We start from the raw sequence: 17,680 nt of genomic DNA, 5'->3' as shown, positions 1-17,680 counted from the left end.
CCCCCCCGCAGCTCCGGTTCTCAGGGCGGCTTCGATTTCGTCGAGCGTAGGCAGCCGGTCGGTCAGCAGTATCTGACCACTCAGAGCACCCACACCACCACCGAGACCACCGGCACCACCGATCAGCAGACTGCTGAGAGCGTTCGAACCGTATCGGGCCCATCGGGTGTCGGCGGCACCGGTGCCTGCGCCGTGGCCACCAGCAGGTCGTGCAGGACACGTGCCGGTGGACGGGCCGCGGCGCCCTCGAGGAAAACCTCGGTGAAGGCATCCGCCATGGCCATACCCGGGTGGAGTCGGTTGTTGTGGAACGAACAGCCACTCATCTCGTTCCGCCATTCGGCGATACGGCTTCGGTCCCGACGTGAATACTCGACGATCAGGGCCGGTTCCACTGCGGCGCGGGCGCGAAACAGTCCCATTACATCGAGGGCATGGCCGAACTCCCGGACCACGGTCGAGTAGATCGGTCGTGTCTGGGAGCCGCGGGCAAGCAGACCCGACCGCACCGCACCGCGCACGTACTCGACGAATGGTCGGGGATCACGGGCGATGCGGCTGTCGAGGACAATGCGGTGAACGAACGTGGCCGGGCCGGTGGCGCCGTCGGCCCGGCCCCATTCGAGTTGCGAGGTTTCGCCACCGCAAGGAGCGACGGCAACCTCCCGCAGATCGATGTAGGGGTGCCGGGTGAGCACATCGTCCACGGCCGCCGCCAGTTCGAGCAATACCTCCGGGTCGAGCCCGGGACGGTCGAATCCCACCACCGCCAGATCGTGTCGTTCGGCCAACCGGCGTGCGATCTCGGCGCCGTCCGCGATACCGTCACCGCTTTTCCACAGGATGGACGATATATTCCGGCGCGGCTTCGCCCCGGTGTTTCGCCCCGGCCTACCCGGTTCGGCGGTCGGCGCGCCTTTGGGGCCGGAGGGTCGTCCCCACGGCATCCCCTGCCCGGTGGGAGCCGATACCGTGCCCCCGCGCGGCGGTGTCGGCGGTGGGATCGACCGGGTCCGTCACATCCGGAACCCACGTCCAACACACAACTCTTACCGCTACCGGGTACATGCGATGATCAACGGCATGTCTCGCCCCCGCCCGCTGCCGCTCGACCCGATCCAAGAGGCTCACCGCCAATGGGTGGAGCACGGCTGGGGCACGATGGCCGACGGAATGGCGGCGGTGACATCTCTGGTGCGGGCCCAGCAGATCGTAATGGCGCGGGTGGACGAGGCCTTACGCCCGACGGGTTTGACCTTTTCCCGCTACGAACTGCTCATGCTGTTGAATTTCAGTTCGACCGGCGCGCTGCCGATGGCCAAGGCCAGTGCCCGGTTGCAGGTGCATCCGACGAGTGTGACCAATACCGTGGATCGCCTTCAGGCGGCGGGTCTGGTGGTTCGGGTGCCGCATCCGAGCGACCGGCGGGCGACGCTGATCGAGATCACCGAAGAGGGAAGGAAATTGGCCGCCGAGGCGACCGTTTACCTGAACGAGCAGGTTTTCGACCGCCCTGGACTACCACCGGACCGGTTGGGCACCCTGTTGCAGTTGCTCACAGAGTTCCGTCACGCGGCGGGCGATTTCGACACCGGGTCCGAACCGGTGCGCTGGACGGGGGCGCATGATCCATCGACACCCCCCGATAAAGACTGATCGGTCTTTCATGTTTTTGCGGCGACGATCGAATAACAGCGGCGCATCCAAGCCGCAAATTTATCGAACGAGCCTCTTGGCAAGGTCACGCCCAGGGCGCACCATTGGTCCATGGTGCTGGTCCTAGGGGTATCGGCGGGTGCCGGAGGCGCACACGCCGTACTGACCCATTCCGATCAGCCGCACCTACCGCCGATCGACTACTGCCATGTCCCGCTGCGGCGGGGGGCCGGCGTCGAGGAGCCGGTCTTCACCGCCATCCAGCGCATGCGCACCGCAGCCGGTCAACGCGACGAGCTCATCACCGCCACCGCCGTGACCTGCCGCAGCGAGCGGCACGCGGACGCGGTCCGGGCCGCGGCGGGTCGAATCCAACTCACCATTGTCGACGAGCCACTGGCCCAACTGCGCTATCTGCGGTTCACCGGCGCCCTCACCGACGAAGGCGTTGTGGCCCTCTACGACCTGGGCAGCTCCGGCCTCACCCTCACTCTCGTCGACTGCCGTACCGATTCGATCCTGCTCGACGCCCACAGCGTCGCCCCCGGCGGCGACAACTTCGACACCCTGCTGTGTCGACGGCTCGCGCACGAAGGGGTACGTATCGACCAGGCCACCAGCCGCCGGCACCGAGAGGCCCTCGGTCGCAGCAAGGTGATCACCGCGACCGACCTGGGCGGCTCCACCCGGACGGTCGTAACCCACAACGACCTCGCCGAACTGTTCCCCGAGGGTCTGCGGTACTCGGCGGAGCTGCTGCAACGGATGATCGAGAAATCCCAGGTCGATCCCGAGGCCCTGGTTCTGTTGGGCGGCTGCGCCCGCAATCTCGACCTGCGCATACAACTGGCCGAGATCATCGACCTGCCGATCGTCTACGACGCCGAACCGGAGTACGTCTCCGCCCGCGGCGCGGTCCTGATCGCGGCCGAACGCCCGGTCGCCGAAGTGCGGATGGCCCGGAGCGGCACCGGTATCCGCGTGCCGCCACACCCCTCCCGCGTCGACCGCCGCAAACTCGTCGCCGCGGCGGCCGTCACCTTGGGTCTCGGGGCGACGGTGGCCGGTCTGCTCACCGCCCAGGACGGCTCGGCGCAACCCGGGGACCAACCGCGGACCGCCCGGGTCGTGGGTATCCCGGCCGACCCCGGACGCTGATCCGGGGCCGGGATTCGCTCAGCGGTTGGTGAACTTCGCGGGCCGCTTCTCCACGAAGGCCGCCATGCCTTCCTTCTGGTCCTCGATGGCGAACAACGAGTGGAACACCCGGCGCTCGAACCGCAGTCCCTCGCTCAGCGTGGTCTCGAACGAACGATTCACCGCCTCCTTGGCGATCATGGTCACCGGCAACGACATGGACGCGATGGTTGCGGCGACCTCGAGGGCGGTGTCGAGCAGTTCCGCAGCGGGCACGATCCGGGACACCAGCCCGGCCCGCTCGGCTTCCTCGGCATCCATATTGCGGCCGGTCAACACCAGATCCATGGCCTTGGCCTTGCCGATCGCCCGGGTCAGCCGCTGAGAACCACCGATACCGGGAATAACACCCAGCTTGATCTCCGGCTGCCCGAACTTGGCGTTGTCCGCGGCGATCAGAATGTCGCAGATCATGGCCAGTTCACAGCCACCGCCCAGGGCGTAACCGGCGACCGCGGCAATGGTGGGCTTACGGAACTGGGCCAGCCGATCCCAGCGGGCGAAATAGTCGTCCATGAACATGTCCATGTACGACTTGGGCTGCATCTCCTTGATATCCGCGCCCGCGGCGAAGGCCCGTTCGGAACCGGTGATCACCACCGCACCGATCTGCTCGTCGCGCTCGAGCTCGTCCAGGGCCGCGATGACATCGTCGAGGACCTGAGAGTTCAGCGCATTGAGCGCCTTGGGTCGGTTCAGCGTAATGAGGCCGACCTTGTCCTTACGCTCCAGCAGAATCGTCTCGAAGTCGGTCACAGCGCATCCTCACGGTCGAAACGGTCATGATCATCGCTGACGATACCCCGCCCACAGGCGTTCACAGCGCAGTGGTTCGGCTCGTTGGGGCGAGTCGCCGTGTTCACATATCCAGTGGGCACACCGCATGCCGAAGCAGCTCCATTTCGAAGATTCCCGACCGCAATGAGTCGACAGTCCCGATCACTATCGAGAACCGCCGTTCACTCCTGAAGCCGACGCGCCATCGTCCCACCTCGTGTCGACCCCGGTCGCCGTAGGACACCACGAGTCATCGAAGCGGGTTCACCCACTTCACGGCCGGGAATCCGGCGAAATCGGTGTCGTCGGAGTGGATCTCCCCTGCTGTTCGAGCGCATAGGCCGCCAGTTGCGTATCGGTCGTCAGATTTGCCGCAATACCCGCTTTTATGAGCAGATCCAACGCAATACGCAGATGATCGGAACCTGACACCAGTAGGTCCACATTCGGTTGGGCCAACCAGTCGTGGACGTATGCGGTGGCCTGGCCGACCGGTAGCGGTGTCCGGAGGACATGAGCGCTGATGGATATATGCAGAGAGCCGATAACCGCGGGCCGAGTCGATCACGCCATGCGCCGTGCGTTCTCGATGATGGCCTCGTCCTCCAGCTCGTCCTCCAGCTCGTCCGCCAACCGGTTGAACCGGGCCGGATCGAACCCGGGCCGAAGCGCGGACTCCGGGGCGTGAGACGGTAGGGCTCCCGCCGAGCCACTCGTGGTGTCAAAGCACGCCGAAGCGCATCGTCGATGATCTACCTCCTGGACAGGCGTTGCCGACGACCGACCGCCTCGATCAACTCCACTACATCGTCGTCGAGATTCGGTGTGGTGCGCATACCGACACCACGATGACACCCTTATCAGGCGTCGAGATGCCATAACTGTCCATCCGACAGGCCTTGCCCGCTCTTCGGTGGAACAGGTGTCCGCATAGCGCACAATGCGGACACCTGTCCGTTCGATGCGGCTCGTTCGCCTACTCGGCGCTTTCGCTCCGCTTCCGAACCTCGGTGATGATGGCGGAGAAATCCCGGTCGGCGGAACTCTCGTTGAACCGGGTGTAGATTTCGGCGGCCAACTGTCCGAACTGCCCGTCGACCCCGTTGGCGCGCAATGCCTCCGCGGCCAGTCCGAGGTCCTTGGTCATCAGGGCGGTGGCGAAACCGGGCTTGTAATCGTTGTTGGCCGGACTGGTCGGCACCGGGCCCGGCACCGGGCAGTAGCTGGTCAGCGCCCAACTCTGTCCCGAAGCCGTGGAGACCACATCGAAGAACGACTGATGGCTCAATCCCAGCTTCTCGCCGAGCACCATGGCCTCCGACAGCGCGATCATCGACACGCCGAGCAGCATGTTGTTGCAGATCTTGGCCGCCTGGCCGACCCCGGACGCACCGCAGTGCACCACCTTGGCGCCCATCACCTCCAGCACCGGCAGCGCCTCGGCGAAATCCGCCTCCTGCCCACCGACCATGAAGGTGAGCGTTCCGGCGGCGGCGCCGGCCACCCCGCCGGAGACCGGCGCGTCCAACGCCCGATGGCCCGCCGCGACCGCCGCTTCGGCCGCGGCCTTGGCATCGGCCACATCAATGGTCGAGCAGTCGATGAACAAGGTGCCCGGACGCGCGGCCGGCAGCAGTTCGGCGTACACGGTGCGCACCAACCGGCCGTTGGTGAGCATGGTGATGACGATATCCCGGTCGACGGCGGCGGCCGGGCCGGAATCCACCAGGGGGATATTGTCGGCGCGGGCCTGTTCCTGGGCGGCCGGCGACGGGTCGAAGGCACGGACGTCGTATCCGGCCTTCACCAGGTTCGCCGCCATCGGTCCGCCCATATGGCCCAGGCCGAGGAAACCGATCGTCTTGCTCATTACTGTCCCTCCGGTGTGGTCAAACCCAGTTCCCGCGTGCCCAATTCGGCGAAATACGCGTCGACCTGCTCGGCGGTCACCTCGTCCAGGGCGGCGGGCGACCAGCTCGGATTGCGATCCTTATCGATGACCTGGGCGCGAATACCCTCGACCAGATCATGGGAGGCCAACGAGGCCACCGAAACCCGGTACTCCTCGTTCAACACCGCCTCCAGGCTGTCGGCCTTGCGCGCCGAGCGCAGGGATCGCAGTGTGACCTGCAATGCCACCGGGGATTTCGACAGCACGGCGGTCGCCGCGGCCTGCGCCTCCGGGGCCTCGTGGGTCTGAAGCCGGGCCACGATCTCGGTCACCGAGTCGGCGCCGTAGCAGGCGTCGATCCATTCGCGCTGCGCCACCAGCTCGGATTCGGGTGCGTCCGTGGCGAATTTGGCGATGGCGACATCGGCCGTTTCGGTCTGCAAGGTGGTGAGCAGGTCCGGAATCCGTTCGGACGGAATGTAATAGTCCGCGAAACCGGTGGCGATGGCATCACCGGCCTTCATCCGCGCGGTGGTGAGCGCGATATGTGTGCCGAGCTCACCGGGAGCCCGCGACAGCAGATAGGTACCGCCCACATCGGGAATGAAGCCGATACCGACCTCGGGCATCCCGACCGTCGACCGCTCGGTGACGATCCGGTGGCTGCCGTGCGCCGACAGGCCGACACCGCCGCCCATCACGATGCCGTCCATCACCGCCACATACGGTTTCGGGTAGCGGCCGATCAACGCGTTGAGAATGTACTCGTCGCGCCAGAACTTCCCGGTCGCCGAATCCGCGGCGGACCCGACGTGCCCGGCGGCCTGTTGCTCTTTGGCGTCGTGGTGGATGGCGACGATATCGCCACCCGCGCACAGCCCTCGTTCCCCGGCTCCGGTGATCGCCACCGTGCGCACGGAGTCGTCGTCGGCCCAGGACCGCAACTGCTCGGTGATGGTGAGCGCCATCGCGTGATTGAGCGCGTTGATGGCCTTGGGGCGGTTCAGGGTGATGAGTCCGAGTCCGTCACGCTGCTCGATCAGGACTTCGGGTTCGTCGCTCATGCTGCTCCTCGCGCATTCCGGGCGGCCGTCATCGACCGGGCCACCACCATCCGCATGATCTCGTTGGTACCTTCCAGGATCTGGTGCACCCGCAGATCCCGGACAATCTTTTCCAGACCGTATTCGGCGAGGTAACCGTAACCGCCGTGCAACTGCAGGGCACTGTTGGCGACCTCGAATCCGGCATCGGTGGCGAATCGTTTCGCCATGGCGCACAGCTCCACCTTGTCGGGAGCATCCGCGTCCAGGGCCGCCGCGGCCCGCCACAGCAGGGTGCGGGCGGCCTCGAGTTTCGTCCGCATATCGGCGAGTTCGAACTGTAGGGCCGGATTGTTCAGCAATGGCGCGCCGAACGCCGAACGCTGCGCCAGATACGACACCGTCTTGTCCAGCGCCGCTTGACCGCCGCCCATCGAACAGGCCGCGATATTGAGGCGACCGCCGTTGAGACCGTTCATGGCGATCCGGAAACCCTCCCCCTCGGCGCCCAACCGATTGGTCACCGGCACCCGGGCGTCGGTGAGAATCACCTGCCGGGTGGGTTGGGCGTTCCAGCCCATCTTCTTCTCGTTGGCCCCCACCGACAGACCAGGGGTATCGGCGGGCACGATGAGCGCGGAGATACCGTGCGCCCCCTCCCCGCCGGTGCGGACCATCATCACGTACAGGTCGTTGGATCCGGCACCCGAGATGAACTGTTTGGAACCGTTGAGCACATAGTGGTCCCCGTCGCGCACCGCTTTGGTGGCCAGGGCCGCGGCATCCGAACCGGCCCCCGGCTCGGTGAGCGCGTAGCTGCCCAGCAGTTCCATGGACGTCATACCGGGCAACCAGCGGCTGCGCTGTTCGATGTCGCCGTAGCTATCGATCATCCAGGCCGCCATATTGTGGATGGAGATATAGGCGGCCACGGCCGGGCATCCGGTGGCGAGTTGTTCGAAGATCCGTACCGCATCCAGCCGGCGCAGTCCGGAGCCGCCGAAATCCTCGCTCACATAGATACCGCCGAGCCCGATCGCACCCGCTTTGCGCAGCACATCCACCGGGAAGTGTTTGTGCTGATCCCATTCCACGGCATGTGGTGCCAGGAATTCGTCGGCGAACTCGCGGGCGGTATCGCGAATGGCGCGTTCGTCGTCGTCGAGTGTGAACATGGGAGTGACCTCAGTCCATGGTTGGAATGACGAAGCTGTTGCTCTCCTTCAACCCGGCGGGCCAACGCTGGGTGACGGTCTTGGTCTTGGTGTAGAAGCGGATGGAATCGGGACCGTGCTGGTTCAGGTCGCCGAAACCGGAACGCTTCCAACCACCGAAGGTGTAGTAGGCGATCGGCACGGGGATCGGGACATTGATACCGACCATGCCCACCTGCACCCGGGAGGCGAAATCGCGGGCGGTGTCACCGTCACGGGTGAAGATCGCGACACCGTTGCCGTATTCGTGCTCGTTGGCCAGTCGCAGACCCTCCTCGTAATCCTTGGCGCGGACCACGCTGAGCACCGGACCGAAGATCTCGTCGGTGTAGATCTTCATCTCGGGGGTGACCTTGTCGAACAGGGTGGCCCCCACGAAGTACCCGTTCTCGGCGCCCTCGACCGTCAGTCCACGGCCGTCCACCACGAGCTCGGCGCCCTCGTCGATACCGATCTGGATGTACTTGTTCACCCGCTCCACGGCGTCGGCGCCGACCAGCGGGCCGTAGTCGGCGCCCGGGTCGTCGGAGCGGCCGATATTCAACTTGTGCACCCGCTCGGTGAGCTTGGCGACGAGCCGCTCGGCGGTCTCCTCTCCGACGGGGACGGCGACCGAGATGGCCATGCAGCGTTCCCCGGCCGAACCGTAGCCGGCGCCGATCAGTTGATCGGCGACATCGTCGAGGTCGGCGTCGGGCATGACGATGGCGTGGTTCTTGGCACCGCCGAAGCACTGGGCCCGCTTACCGTTGGCGGTCGCGGTCTCGTAGATGTACTGCGCGATCGGGGTGGAGCCGACGAAGCCGACGGCCTTGATCCGCGGATCGTGCAACAGGGTGTCGACGGCTTCCTTGTCACCGTTGACCACATTGAACACACCCGCCGGGAGGCCGGCCTCGAGGAACAGCTCGGCCAGTCGCAGCGGCACCGATGGATCGCGTTCGGAGGGCTTCAGCACGAAGGCGTTACCGCAGGCCAGCGCGGGGCCCGCCTTCCACAGCGGGATCATGGCCGGGAAGTTGAACGGGGTGATACCGGCGACCACGCCGAGCGGCTGGCGCATGGAGTAGACGTCGATACCGGTGCCCGCGCTCTCGGTGTATTCGCCCTTGAGCAGGTGCGGAATACCGATCGCGAATTCGATCACCTCGAGACCGCGCTGGATATCACCCTTGGCATCGGCGATGGTCTTGCCGTGTTCGCTCGACAGCAGCGCCGCCAGGGAGTCCATTTCGTCGTTGACGAGGTTCAAGAACTTCATCAGGACCCGAGCGCGGCGCTGAGGGTTGACCGCGGCCCAGGCGGGCTGCGCCTCGGCGGCATTGGCGATGGCGGCCTCCACCTCGGAGGTGGTGGCCAGCGGCACCCGGGCCTGCACCTGACCGATATTCGGGTCGTAGACGTCTCCGAACCTTCCGGATGCGCCCGGGACATGCTGTCCGCCGATGAAATGGGTGAGTTCACGAACCATGCGAATCCTGCCTCGGGTAGACGGTGGTGGAGTACGGCGCTGTCGTCGAGCTACCACGCGGAGATCATTTACGGGCATCCAATAGTTGGACATCCAAGCAAAAATATACACCGGGGTGCCCCAGGGCACCAGAACCCCGCGCCGGTGGGTACCGGCGCGGCCGTCAATTCGGCTTGATTCTCCGGGTGAGCAGGGCGCTACCGAGTCCGAGCACCACCGCCCCGGCGACGAGAACCGCTCCCGCCGCACTGATCGAACCATCCGTCCAATGCCAGACCGCCTCGGCGGCCGCCACCGACAATGCGATCGTGCCGCCCAGAACCAGAACCGGGGACCGATCGGTGAGGTAGAGGGCGAAACACAGCACCGCCAGCAGACCCGTGAGTAGATAGGCCATCGCGTACTCGACGAATGCGGAGGTGACCTGGGCGCCCCACAGCGCCACCAGGATCCCGACCGCGTAACCGGCCCAACGCTCCAGAATCACCCCCAGCCGAGCGACCCCGAGCCAGCCGAGACCGAGTGCGAGGAAACCGATACCGGTCAGTTCCTCGTCGACGCCCCACAAATCGTTCAGGACACCGCTCAGCACGGCCACGGCGAAACCCGCGCAGACCAGCATCCCGACCAGGGAGGGAAACGCCGCGTAACCGAGCACCCCGACCGCCAGACCGGCCAGACACGCGTACACCCAGGCGATATCGGCGTTACCGTCCTCGATACCGGACCCCACCGCGGCGGCGACACCCACCGCGGCCAATGCGAACAAAACCATCGCCAACCGGGTGCGTATGGTATGGCCGGTCTCGCGAACCCGACGACGCGCGGCGCCGAAAAGCGCCTTCGGCCCGCCGACCAGGGCGATACCCGTTACGGCCAACCCCAGCGCCACGAGCGCGAACAACGCCACCCGCCCGAGCCGCGCCATGTCCTCCCACGACGCCGCCAACAGCAGGACGAATCCGCTCAACAGCAGACCGGCGCCCGCGTAGGCGGCGATCTCGGAAAGCAGTTTGACGGGCGTCGGCGGGGTACGGTCCTCGGATAAGGCTGTGACCACCGCGTCCAGCTGGGATTCGGTGAGCACCCCCTGATCGACCAGACCGCGTAATGCGGTGGGGGTGCCGGCGGCGGAAACGGCCGGCGCGGACATGGTTTCGGGTGTTTTCTCCGGCCCCGAGACCGGCCGTGACGCCTTCGGCGCCGAATCCCGTTCGGCCACGCGACCATTATGCCGCCACACCGCGTTCTTCCGGGCAGATAAGGCTCCTCCCGGGCAGATAAGGCTTATCCCGGGCAGATAAGGCATTGTCGCCATCGATCGAACCATCGTTTCCACCGATGCCACGCCCCATATCCACTGCGACCACGCGCCGCCGAAGACGGCCGACGACCCACGAAGGTCCGGTAGGCTTCGGCGATCAGGTCGACGACGACGGATGGCGACGGGAGCGGCATGGAACTCGGCGAAACCGGCCTCGACGGTATCGACATCATCGACGCGCACATCCATCAATGGGATCCGCACTCCACCCCGCGCGAGTTCAGTCGCCTGGCCAAACTCTTCCGATATCTGCCACTGCCGATAACCGTCGCGTCCCGACTGGCGCCGCGACGCGACCGCGAGTTCGTCGGCGACCCCACGGCGTATACGGGCCCCTACCTCCCGGCGGACTATCGCGACGACACCGCCGGACTCCCGGTGAAGGCGGTCGTGCACATCGAGGTGGAATGGACCGGCCCCAAAACCGAGGAAACCCGCTGGGTGGCCGGCCTGCCGTTCGGAGTCGACACCCCCGCGCTCGCCGCCATCAGCGCGAGCGCCGACCCCGCCGCACCGGGTTTCGCCGATCTGCTGGACGCCCACCTGTCCGCGTCCCCGCTGGTGCGCGGGATCCGCACCATGGTCGCCAACCACCCCGACCCGGATGTGCGGGACTTCGCCGGACCCGGGGTCCTGCGAACCCCGGCCTTCCTCGACGGTTTCGCCGCGCTCGTCGAACGGGAGCTCGTCTTCGAGGCCTGGGTGTACTCCCATCAGCTACCCGAGGTCACGGCATTGGCCCGGCGCTACCCGGAAGCGTCCATCGTGCTGAACCACCTGGCCACCCCGGCCGGAATCTTCGGCCAGGTCGGCGCGGAAACCGGCCCCGACCCGCGGCGGCGACAGGAGATCTTCGAACGCTGGCGCGACGATATCGCCGAACTGGCCGCCCTGCCGAATATCACGGCCAAGATCAGCGGATTGATGATGCCGATCCTCGGGCATCCGGTGCCCCACCACGGCGGCACCACACCGGTCTCGCAGCTGGTGGACCGAATCGGACCGATGCTGCGCCACGCGGCGGACGTCTTCGGTGTGCAGCGACTGATCTGGGGATCGAATTTCCCGGTCGACAAACCGATCACCACCCTGGTGGGCAGCGCGACGGCGGCGGCCACGGTCCTCACCGATATCGCCGGCCCCCAGGCATTGGACGCCGCTTTCCGGGGTAACGCCCAACGCGTATATCGCCTCTGAAACCGGTGCGTGAACGCCGCTCAGCGCGTGGTCAGGTCGATGTAGGCGGCGGCAAGCCCGCGCAGGCCCGCGGCGGCGGTGGCCTCGTCCTCGGACATCATTCGCAGGGCACGCCGCAACAGGGTGGGGTCCAGTTCGTCGAGTGCGGGGCGGATCGCGGGAGTCGGCAGGGCGGGTAGTTCCGTGCCGTCCCCGTAGGGGTCGGTGGTATCGGTGGGATCGACGCGTTCGACGCCGCCGATCAGGGTTTCCATACTCACCCCGCGCAGGGTGAGCAGTTCCCTCGGCCGCTCGTCGAGGTCTTCGGCCAGCAGATAACACACCGCGGCGACGTGTTTACACGGCCAACCGTGATCCGGGCAGCTACAGCCGAAGTCCAGATCGGCCGCGCTATCGGGCAGCAGGTGCTCGGCGAGGGCGGTCGGTAGGGTGCCCGCGACGATTCGGGCCAACATTCCCGGCTGCGCGCGGATCGTATCGACCAGCAGCTCCATTTCCTCGGTCCGCAGTTTCCGGACCCGGCACACCGAGGTGAACGGACGCGGTTGGCTGCCCTGGACCTCGGCGACCACCGCGCCCGGTTCGACCCGATAGCTCACCACCCGGCCGGCACGGGCATAGGTCCGTCCCCTGGCCAACCGTCCCGGGTCGTCGGCCACCCGCTCGAGGATCTCGACGAACGCCCGGCCCCATACGCTGCGGCCGAACCCGCCACGGCGGCTGCGCGCGGCGACACCGCCGGCGACCGGACGCCGCCGGGTACCGCCGTCGGACCGATTCATGAGCGCATATCCCGTGCGAGCGCGCCGATCACCGGCATCAGTCCCCCACCGCCTCGGCGCCGAGGGCGAACAGCTCGCACAGCTCGTCGGTGCTCAGCTCGGTGATCCAGTTCTCCCCGGCGCCCACGGCCAGATCGGCGAGTCGGCTCTTACCGCCGATCATCTCGTCGATGCGCTCCTCGATGGTGTCCACGCACACCAGTTTGCGCACTTGCACAGCGCGGTCCTGACCGATGCGGTAGGCACGATCGGTGGCCTGGTTCTCCACCGCCGGATTCCACCAGCGGTCCAGGTGGATCACGTGGTTGGCGGCGGTGAGGTTCAGTCCGGTGCCGCCGGCCCGAAGTGACAACAACATCAGTGGTGGACCGGTCTCGCGTTGGAAATCGGCCACCATGGCGTCGCGGTGCTTCTTGGTGACGCCTCCGTGCAGGAACGACACGCGCGTGCCGAAGCGTTCGTCGAGATACGGCACGAGCAGTTCCCCGAACTCGCGGAACTGGGTGAACAACAGGGCCTTCTCCCCCTCGGCGAGTACGGCGTCGAGCACATCCTCCACCAGTGCCAACTTCCCGGACCGGTGCGCACCGCGCAGCAGCACGGCCGAATGGTCGCGCAGATAGTGCGCGGGATGGTTGCACACCTGTTTGAGCTGGGTGAGCGCGGCCAGTACCGCTCCCTTGCGGGCCATGCCCTTGGCATCGCGGAGCTTGTCCAGCATGTCCCGCACCACGGCCTGATACAGAGCGGCCTGCTCGGCGGTGAGATTGGCGCGCACCGTCATCTCCAGCTTCTCCGGCAGATCACCGATCACCGCCGGATCGGTTTTCACCCGACGGAGAACGAATGGCGAGGTGACCGTGCGCAACCGGGTAACGGCGTTCCGGTCGTTCTCCCGTTCGATGGGCACGGCGAAACGGGCACGGAACGTCTGGGCGCTGCCCAGCAGCTTCGGCATGGCGAAATCGAGAATCGAGCGCAGTTCCTCCAGCCGGTTCTCCACCGGTGTTCCGGTGAGCGCCAGCCGATGCCGCGCCGGTAGCGCCCGCACCGCCCGCGCCTGCCGGGTGGCAGCGTTCTTGATGTGCTGCGCCTCATCCGCCACCACCCGTTCCCAGGACTGCCGCGCCAACTCGCGGGTGTCGCGGACGAGCAACGCATAGGTGGTGATCACCAGGTCGGCGGCGGCGACGGCGGCGTCCAATTCCGGGCCGCGGCAGCGGGTCGGACCGTGATGTACCAGCACCCGCAGGTCGGGGGCGAAACGCTCCGCTTCGCGCTGCCAGTTACCGACCACCGACATGGGACAGACCAGCAGCGTCGGCCCCGGCGCCGTCGCGGTCTCGCGTTCGTGCAGGAGCAGGGCCAATACCTGAACGGTTTTACCGAGACCCATATCGTCGGCGAGGATCGCCCCGCAACCGAGCCGGTCCATTGTCGCCAACCAGGCCAGACCCCGCAGCTGATAGGGACGCAGCTGCGTTTTCAGCCGCACCGGCGGGGACACCGGTTCGGGTTCGCGGTCGGGGTCGAGCAGTTCGGCGGCCCAACCGGTCGCGGTGACCTCCGCGATGGGTACCCGGTCGATCCTCGTCTCGACGATCTTCCCGACCAGGTCGGCCAGGGTGACCGGGGTGTCGTCGCCATGCAGGGCCACATAGCGCGCGGCGGCGGCGAGCACCCGATGATCGGCCTGCACCCATTCCCCGCGCAACCGCACCAGATCCGATTGGACGTCGATCAACCGCTCCAGCTCGGCCCGGGTGAGCACCATGTCCCCGAGCGCCAGTTCCCACCGGTAGGAGACGAGTCCGTCCATTCCCACGGTGCTCTGCGCCGCGGGCACGGCGGCGCCGTCGACACGCAATCGCAGACTCGGCTCGGCGACACTCCAGGCCCGCGGCAGCAGCAGCCTGATACCGGCCTCCGCCAACGCATGCGCGCCGTGCGCCACCAGATCGGCCACCACCTCGGTGGGCAGCAGCAGGTCCATACTGCGCGGATCGCTCGGCAGGTCCCGTAATCGGGGATAGGCTCGCTGCGCCACACCAAGTCGCTCCACCGCGGTGCGCACTGTCCGGGGATCATCCAGTAGCGACACCGGGCGGGGCGCCGCCCCCTCGACACGCAGACAGACCTCCAACCGCCACAGCGCCGCCCCGGCGGCGACACCCGACTCGTCATCGGGTTCGCGTAGGCGTAGCACCAGTTCGGGTTCGTCGACGAGCACGCTGTCGCGCCAGCGGTCCAGCAGTCCGGCGGCCTGAGGGCTACCGCCGTCCACCAGCGTGTCCACCGACAGCGCGTGCACCAGCGGATGCGGATTCGGTCGCTCCCCGAGCAGCTCCCGGACAATGGGATCGGTGAGTTCGTCGACCATATCGGCGAGCAGATCCGCCGGAGCGCCTGCCACCTGTAGCGCCGGTGGCATACGGGCTGCCAGTTCCGCCAGCCACGCGCGCTGTCCCGGCCCACCGGTCAACCCCCACCGCGCCCACCACTGCCCGTCGGCGCGGACCAACCGCGGCACCACTCGACCGGCTCGCACCCATCGTTCGATACCGAGCGCGATATGGGCGAGGAAACGCAGATCACCGGCTATCGCGCCGGCCGGTAGTCGCTGCCGTAACGCGGCCGCCGCCGCACCCGGTACGAGCGCGTGCGCCCGCACCCGCTCGGTGCGGACACCGGCGGCGTCGGCCATGAGCACCTCGGCGTGATGCCGGAAACGCGCCTCCCGCAGCACACTGCCCAACAGTCCCGGGAACGCGCCCACGGACTCGCCCGTCTCCCCCGGCGCGGGCCAGAGCAATAGCCCCGAACCCGGCGACCACAGACCGTGCAGCATCGCCCCATCAAAGCAGGTGGGGCCGACAGGCCCGCCGACCCGGGCACCTGGATTTCCGCGCCGGGACGGAACATACTGATGTATCCGCTGGTCACCGCCGAATTCGCGCCCACCGATCATTACCTGTCGATCATTGCCCACCGATCACCGCGTTCGGGCGGTGCGATCCTGCCGGCGGAGACCGTCAGCGGCGTCACTCGACCACAGCGGAGGCAGCAGTATGACGATCCTGCTCCAGGTCCTCGAGCAGAGCTATACGCCGACCACCCCATGGGAACGGCGGCAGTTCACCTTCGTCGACGCGGCGAGGATCGGGGGGATGCGGGTGGACGGACAGTGCGGGGTGTGGCTGGACCTGTCCCGTACCGGTGAATCACAGCGGCTGGCCCACACCACCCGGCCCGGCGACGCCATCACCTTCCTGCTCTCCACCTTCGCCAAGATCGCCGAATGCACCGACAACGGCGGGTCGTGGCTGATCGGCCACGATGGAGTACATCCGGAAACCCTGGCCGCCATGCGGTTTCCCCCCCATATCACCACGGCCCGGGACGAGGAGATCTTCGCCCGCGCCTGGCTGTGACCGACCGCCGGTCGCACCGGCCCCGTGAATCTGTCGGACGGCTGCGGTAGACCTGAGCACCATGAGTAGGCGGGGGACGATAGGGACGGCGCTACTCGCGGTCGTCACGGTACTCACGACGGTATGTGGTTGCGCGGTGTTACCGGACCGCCCGCCCGCGCCGGGCAGTCCATCCCGAGCTCTGCTGGAACAACTGCTCACCACGGTGCGGGTCGTTCCGAACCGACCGCATCCCGGCGGCTACGAGCGTGGCTGCCGGGTCGACCAGGCCTGTGTCTTCGGCCCTGCCTGGTCGGACGACCACGACGGTCCCGGCGGGCACGACGGCTGCGACACCCGCAACAATGTGCTGGCCCGCCAGCTCACCGGTGTGGTGTACCGCCCCGGCACCCGCGACTGCGTGGTGCTGTCCGGGACCCTGGCCGACCCCTACACCGGCACCCTGACCACCTTCTCCAAGCAGACCGCCCAGGAGATGCCCGTGGACCACGTCTACCCATTGGCCGCGGCCTGGGATCTCGGCGCCTCGGAGTGGCCGCTGTCGCGCCGTATCCGGTTCGCCAACGATATCGACTACAACCTGCAGGTCACCACCCGCGCGGCCAATACCGACAAGGGCGACGGCACCCCCGCCGAATGGCTACCGCCTTCCCGGCCGGGCCATTGTTTCTACGCAGGCAAATACCTCACCGTCGCCATCCGCTACGACCTTCCGGTCACCACCGCCGATCACCGGACCCTGCGCAATATCGCCGCGACCTGCGGATAGACCGCCCCCGGACCCGTGTTCTCGGCCCGTTCAGGCTCCGGTGGCGACCGGGCGTTTCGGATCGTGTGACCACTGCGACCACGAACCCGGATACAGCGCGGCCTCCACCCCCACCACGGCCAGCGCGGCGATCTGATGCGCGGCGGTAACCCCCGAACCGCAGTACACCGCGATCGGCCCGCTACCGAAACCGGCGAACCGCTCCCGCAGCACCTCCACCGAACGGAAGCATCCGTCGTCACCGAGATTTTCGCTGGTGGGCGCGCAGATGGCGCCGGGGATATGCCCCGCCCGCGGATCGACCGGCTCCTGCTCACCGCGGAACCGGTCCACCGCGCGCGCGTCCAACAGCACCCCCTTCCACCGCGCCACCGCGTCCGCGTCGATAACCGGCAGGCGTCCGGGCACGACCTCGAGATCACCGGGCGTGGGATCGGGCTCCACCCCGGTGGCCAATTCCCCGCCGATCCGGGTCCACGCCGGGAGGCCACCGTCCAACAGGCGCACATCCGAGACTCCGGCCCACCGCAGCAGCCACCACGCCCGCGCAGCCGCCATACCGCCGCTCGCGTCGTAGACCACCACCGGGTCACCGGCGCAGATTCCCCAGCTCCGGGCGCATCTTTGGAGATGTTCGGGTGAAGGAAGCGGATGGCGCCCGTGCCGAGGCGAGGGCAGACCCGCCAGCTCGGTGTCGAGATCGACGAACACCGCGCCCGGAATATGCCCCTTGCGGTAATGCTCCGGCCCATCCGGATCCCCCAGCGCCCAGCGCACATCCAGTAGGCGGATGGTCTTGCCCCCCAGCGAGTCCCGGAGTTCGGCCGCCGAGATCAGTACCGGATTCAACGCAGCTCCTCGTGCCGGCGTCTGTGGTCAGGTTCGCGTCACCCTACGCAGTGCCGCGTGGGACATACATCCGACCCCC

General features: G+C 67.1%; 16 protein-coding genes. 5 read left to right on the top strand and 11 right to left on the bottom strand.

Annotated elements, in window-relative coordinates:
- Positions 1-122: 122 nt before the first annotated feature.
- Positions 123-947 (bottom strand): hypothetical protein, encoded by an 825-nt coding sequence (locus ON32_RS04620; RefSeq protein WP_040788789.1) that lies wholly within the window; start codon positions 945-947, stop codon positions 123-125.
- 136 nt (positions 948-1,083) lie between these two features.
- Between ON32_RS04620 and ON32_RS04615 the strand changes: the two genes are divergently transcribed.
- Positions 1,084-1,656 (top strand): MarR family winged helix-turn-helix transcriptional regulator, encoded by a 573-nt coding sequence (locus ON32_RS04615; RefSeq protein WP_051132862.1) that lies wholly within the window; start codon positions 1,084-1,086, stop codon positions 1,654-1,656.
- A 111-nt stretch (positions 1,657-1,767) separates the two neighbouring features.
- Positions 1,768-2,814, top strand: coding sequence for an acetate and sugar kinases/Hsc70/actin family protein (locus ON32_RS04610; RefSeq protein WP_040788788.1), 1,047 nt, complete (start codon positions 1,768-1,770; stop codon positions 2,812-2,814).
- An 18-nt stretch (positions 2,815-2,832) separates the two neighbouring features.
- Here ON32_RS04610 and ON32_RS04605 read toward each other — a convergent pair whose 3' ends face one another.
- The 7 genes from ON32_RS04605 to ON32_RS04575 all read right to left on the bottom strand — a co-directional run bounded on the left by ON32_RS04605 (position 2,833) and on the right by ON32_RS04575 (position 10,471).
- Positions 2,833-3,609 (bottom strand): enoyl-CoA hydratase, encoded by a 777-nt coding sequence (locus ON32_RS04605; protein WP_040788787.1) that lies wholly within the window; start codon positions 3,607-3,609, stop codon positions 2,833-2,835.
- A 294-nt stretch (positions 3,610-3,903) separates the two neighbouring features.
- Entirely contained in the window at positions 3,904-4,062 is a 159-nt protein-coding gene (locus tag ON32_RS28695; RefSeq protein WP_157224071.1) for a PIN domain-containing protein, read from the bottom strand.
- 544 nt (positions 4,063-4,606) lie between these two features.
- Positions 4,607-5,500 (bottom strand): 3-hydroxyisobutyrate dehydrogenase, encoded by an 894-nt coding sequence (mmsB, locus tag ON32_RS04595; protein ID WP_040788786.1) that lies wholly within the window; start codon positions 5,498-5,500, stop codon positions 4,607-4,609.
- Complete coding sequence (locus tag ON32_RS04590) at positions 5,500-6,585, bottom strand: enoyl-CoA hydratase/isomerase family protein (protein WP_040788785.1); 1,086 nt, start codon at positions 6,583-6,585, stop codon at positions 5,500-5,502. The genes mmsB and ON32_RS04590 overlap by 1 nt, the downstream gene beginning before the upstream one ends.
- Positions 6,582-7,739 carry an acyl-CoA dehydrogenase family protein gene (locus tag ON32_RS04585; protein ID WP_040788784.1) on the bottom strand — a complete coding sequence of 386 codons (1,158 nt, stop codon included), beginning with the start codon at positions 7,737-7,739 and terminating at the stop codon, positions 6,582-6,584. The genes ON32_RS04590 and ON32_RS04585 overlap by 4 nt, the downstream gene beginning before the upstream one ends.
- A gap of 10 nt (positions 7,740-7,749) precedes the next feature.
- Positions 7,750-9,249 (bottom strand): CoA-acylating methylmalonate-semialdehyde dehydrogenase, encoded by a 1,500-nt coding sequence (locus tag ON32_RS04580; RefSeq protein ID WP_040788783.1) that lies wholly within the window; start codon positions 9,247-9,249, stop codon positions 7,750-7,752.
- 163 nt (positions 9,250-9,412) lie between these two features.
- Entirely contained in the window at positions 9,413-10,471 is a 1,059-nt protein-coding gene (locus tag ON32_RS04575) for a DUF2157 domain-containing protein (protein WP_040788782.1), read from the bottom strand.
- 234 nt (positions 10,472-10,705) lie between these two features.
- Here ON32_RS04575 and ON32_RS04570 point away from each other — a divergent pair, with 234 nt between their 5' ends.
- A complete protein-coding gene (locus ON32_RS04570; protein ID WP_051132834.1) occupies positions 10,706-11,770 on the top strand; it encodes an amidohydrolase family protein in 1,065 nt (354 codons plus the stop codon).
- 20 nt (positions 11,771-11,790) lie between these two features.
- Here the strand turns inward: ON32_RS04570 and ON32_RS04565 are convergent, their stop codons facing one another.
- Positions 11,791-12,552, bottom strand: a complete 762-nt coding sequence (locus tag ON32_RS04565; RefSeq protein ID WP_040788781.1) for an SWIM zinc finger family protein — start codon at positions 12,550-12,552, stop codon at positions 11,791-11,793.
- Between the two features lie 37 nt (positions 12,553-12,589).
- Positions 12,590-15,400, bottom strand: coding sequence for a DEAD/DEAH box helicase (locus ON32_RS04560; RefSeq protein WP_040788909.1), 2,811 nt, complete (start codon positions 15,398-15,400; stop codon positions 12,590-12,592).
- A gap of 220 nt (positions 15,401-15,620) precedes the next feature.
- Between ON32_RS04560 and ON32_RS04555 the strand changes: the two genes are divergently transcribed.
- A complete protein-coding gene (locus ON32_RS04555; RefSeq protein WP_040788780.1) occupies positions 15,621-15,983 on the top strand; it encodes a hypothetical protein in 363 nt (120 codons plus the stop codon).
- Positions 15,984-16,044: 61 nt separating this feature from the next.
- Complete coding sequence (locus tag ON32_RS04550) at positions 16,045-16,752, top strand: HNH endonuclease family protein (protein WP_051132833.1); 708 nt, start codon at positions 16,045-16,047, stop codon at positions 16,750-16,752.
- A 30-nt stretch (positions 16,753-16,782) separates the two neighbouring features.
- Here ON32_RS04550 and ON32_RS04545 read toward each other — a convergent pair whose 3' ends face one another.
- Positions 16,783-17,601, bottom strand: coding sequence for a sulfurtransferase (locus tag ON32_RS04545; protein WP_040788779.1), 819 nt, complete (start codon positions 17,599-17,601; stop codon positions 16,783-16,785).
- Positions 17,602-17,680: the final 79 nt, after the last annotated feature.

This window comes from Nocardia paucivorans NBRC 100373, assembly GCF_000308675.1.
Lineage (GTDB): Bacteria > Actinomycetota > Actinomycetes > Mycobacteriales > Mycobacteriaceae > Nocardia > Nocardia paucivorans.
The sequence above is the reverse complement of the archived record's forward strand: the minus strand, read 5'-3'. Positions and strand labels throughout refer to the sequence as shown.

Excerpts from the sequence above, each read along its gene's own strand:
- ON32_RS04620 (WP_040788789.1), bottom strand. The coding sequence starts at position 947 with ATGCCGTGGGGACGACCCTCCGGCCCCAAAGGCGCGCCGACCGCCGAA.
- ON32_RS04615 (WP_051132862.1), top strand. The coding sequence starts at position 1,084 with ATGTCTCGCCCCCGCCCGCTGCCGCTCGACCCGATCCAAGAGGCTCAC.
- ON32_RS04610 (WP_040788788.1), top strand. The coding sequence starts at position 1,768 with ATGGTGCTGGTCCTAGGGGTATCGGCGGGTGCCGGAGGCGCACACGCC.
- mmsB (WP_040788786.1), bottom strand. The coding sequence starts at position 5,500 with ATGAGCAAGACGATCGGTTTCCTCGGCCTGGGCCATATGGGCGGACCG.
- ON32_RS04590 (WP_040788785.1), bottom strand. The coding sequence starts at position 6,585 with ATGAGCGACGAACCCGAAGTCCTGATCGAGCAGCGTGACGGACTCGGA.
- ON32_RS04585 (WP_040788784.1), bottom strand. The coding sequence starts at position 7,739 with ATGTTCACACTCGACGACGACGAACGCGCCATTCGCGATACCGCCCGC.
- ON32_RS04580 (WP_040788783.1), bottom strand. The coding sequence starts at position 9,249 with ATGGTTCGTGAACTCACCCATTTCATCGGCGGACAGCATGTCCCGGGC.
- ON32_RS04570 (WP_051132834.1), top strand. The coding sequence starts at position 10,706 with ATGGAACTCGGCGAAACCGGCCTCGACGGTATCGACATCATCGACGCG.
- ON32_RS04565 (WP_040788781.1), bottom strand. The coding sequence starts at position 12,552 with ATGAATCGGTCCGACGGCGGTACCCGGCGGCGTCCGGTCGCCGGCGGT.
- ON32_RS04560 (WP_040788909.1), bottom strand. The coding sequence starts at position 15,400 with ATGCTGCACGGTCTGTGGTCGCCGGGTTCGGGGCTATTGCTCTGGCCC.
- ON32_RS04555 (WP_040788780.1), top strand. The coding sequence starts at position 15,621 with ATGACGATCCTGCTCCAGGTCCTCGAGCAGAGCTATACGCCGACCACC.
- ON32_RS04550 (WP_051132833.1), top strand. The coding sequence starts at position 16,045 with ATGAGTAGGCGGGGGACGATAGGGACGGCGCTACTCGCGGTCGTCACG.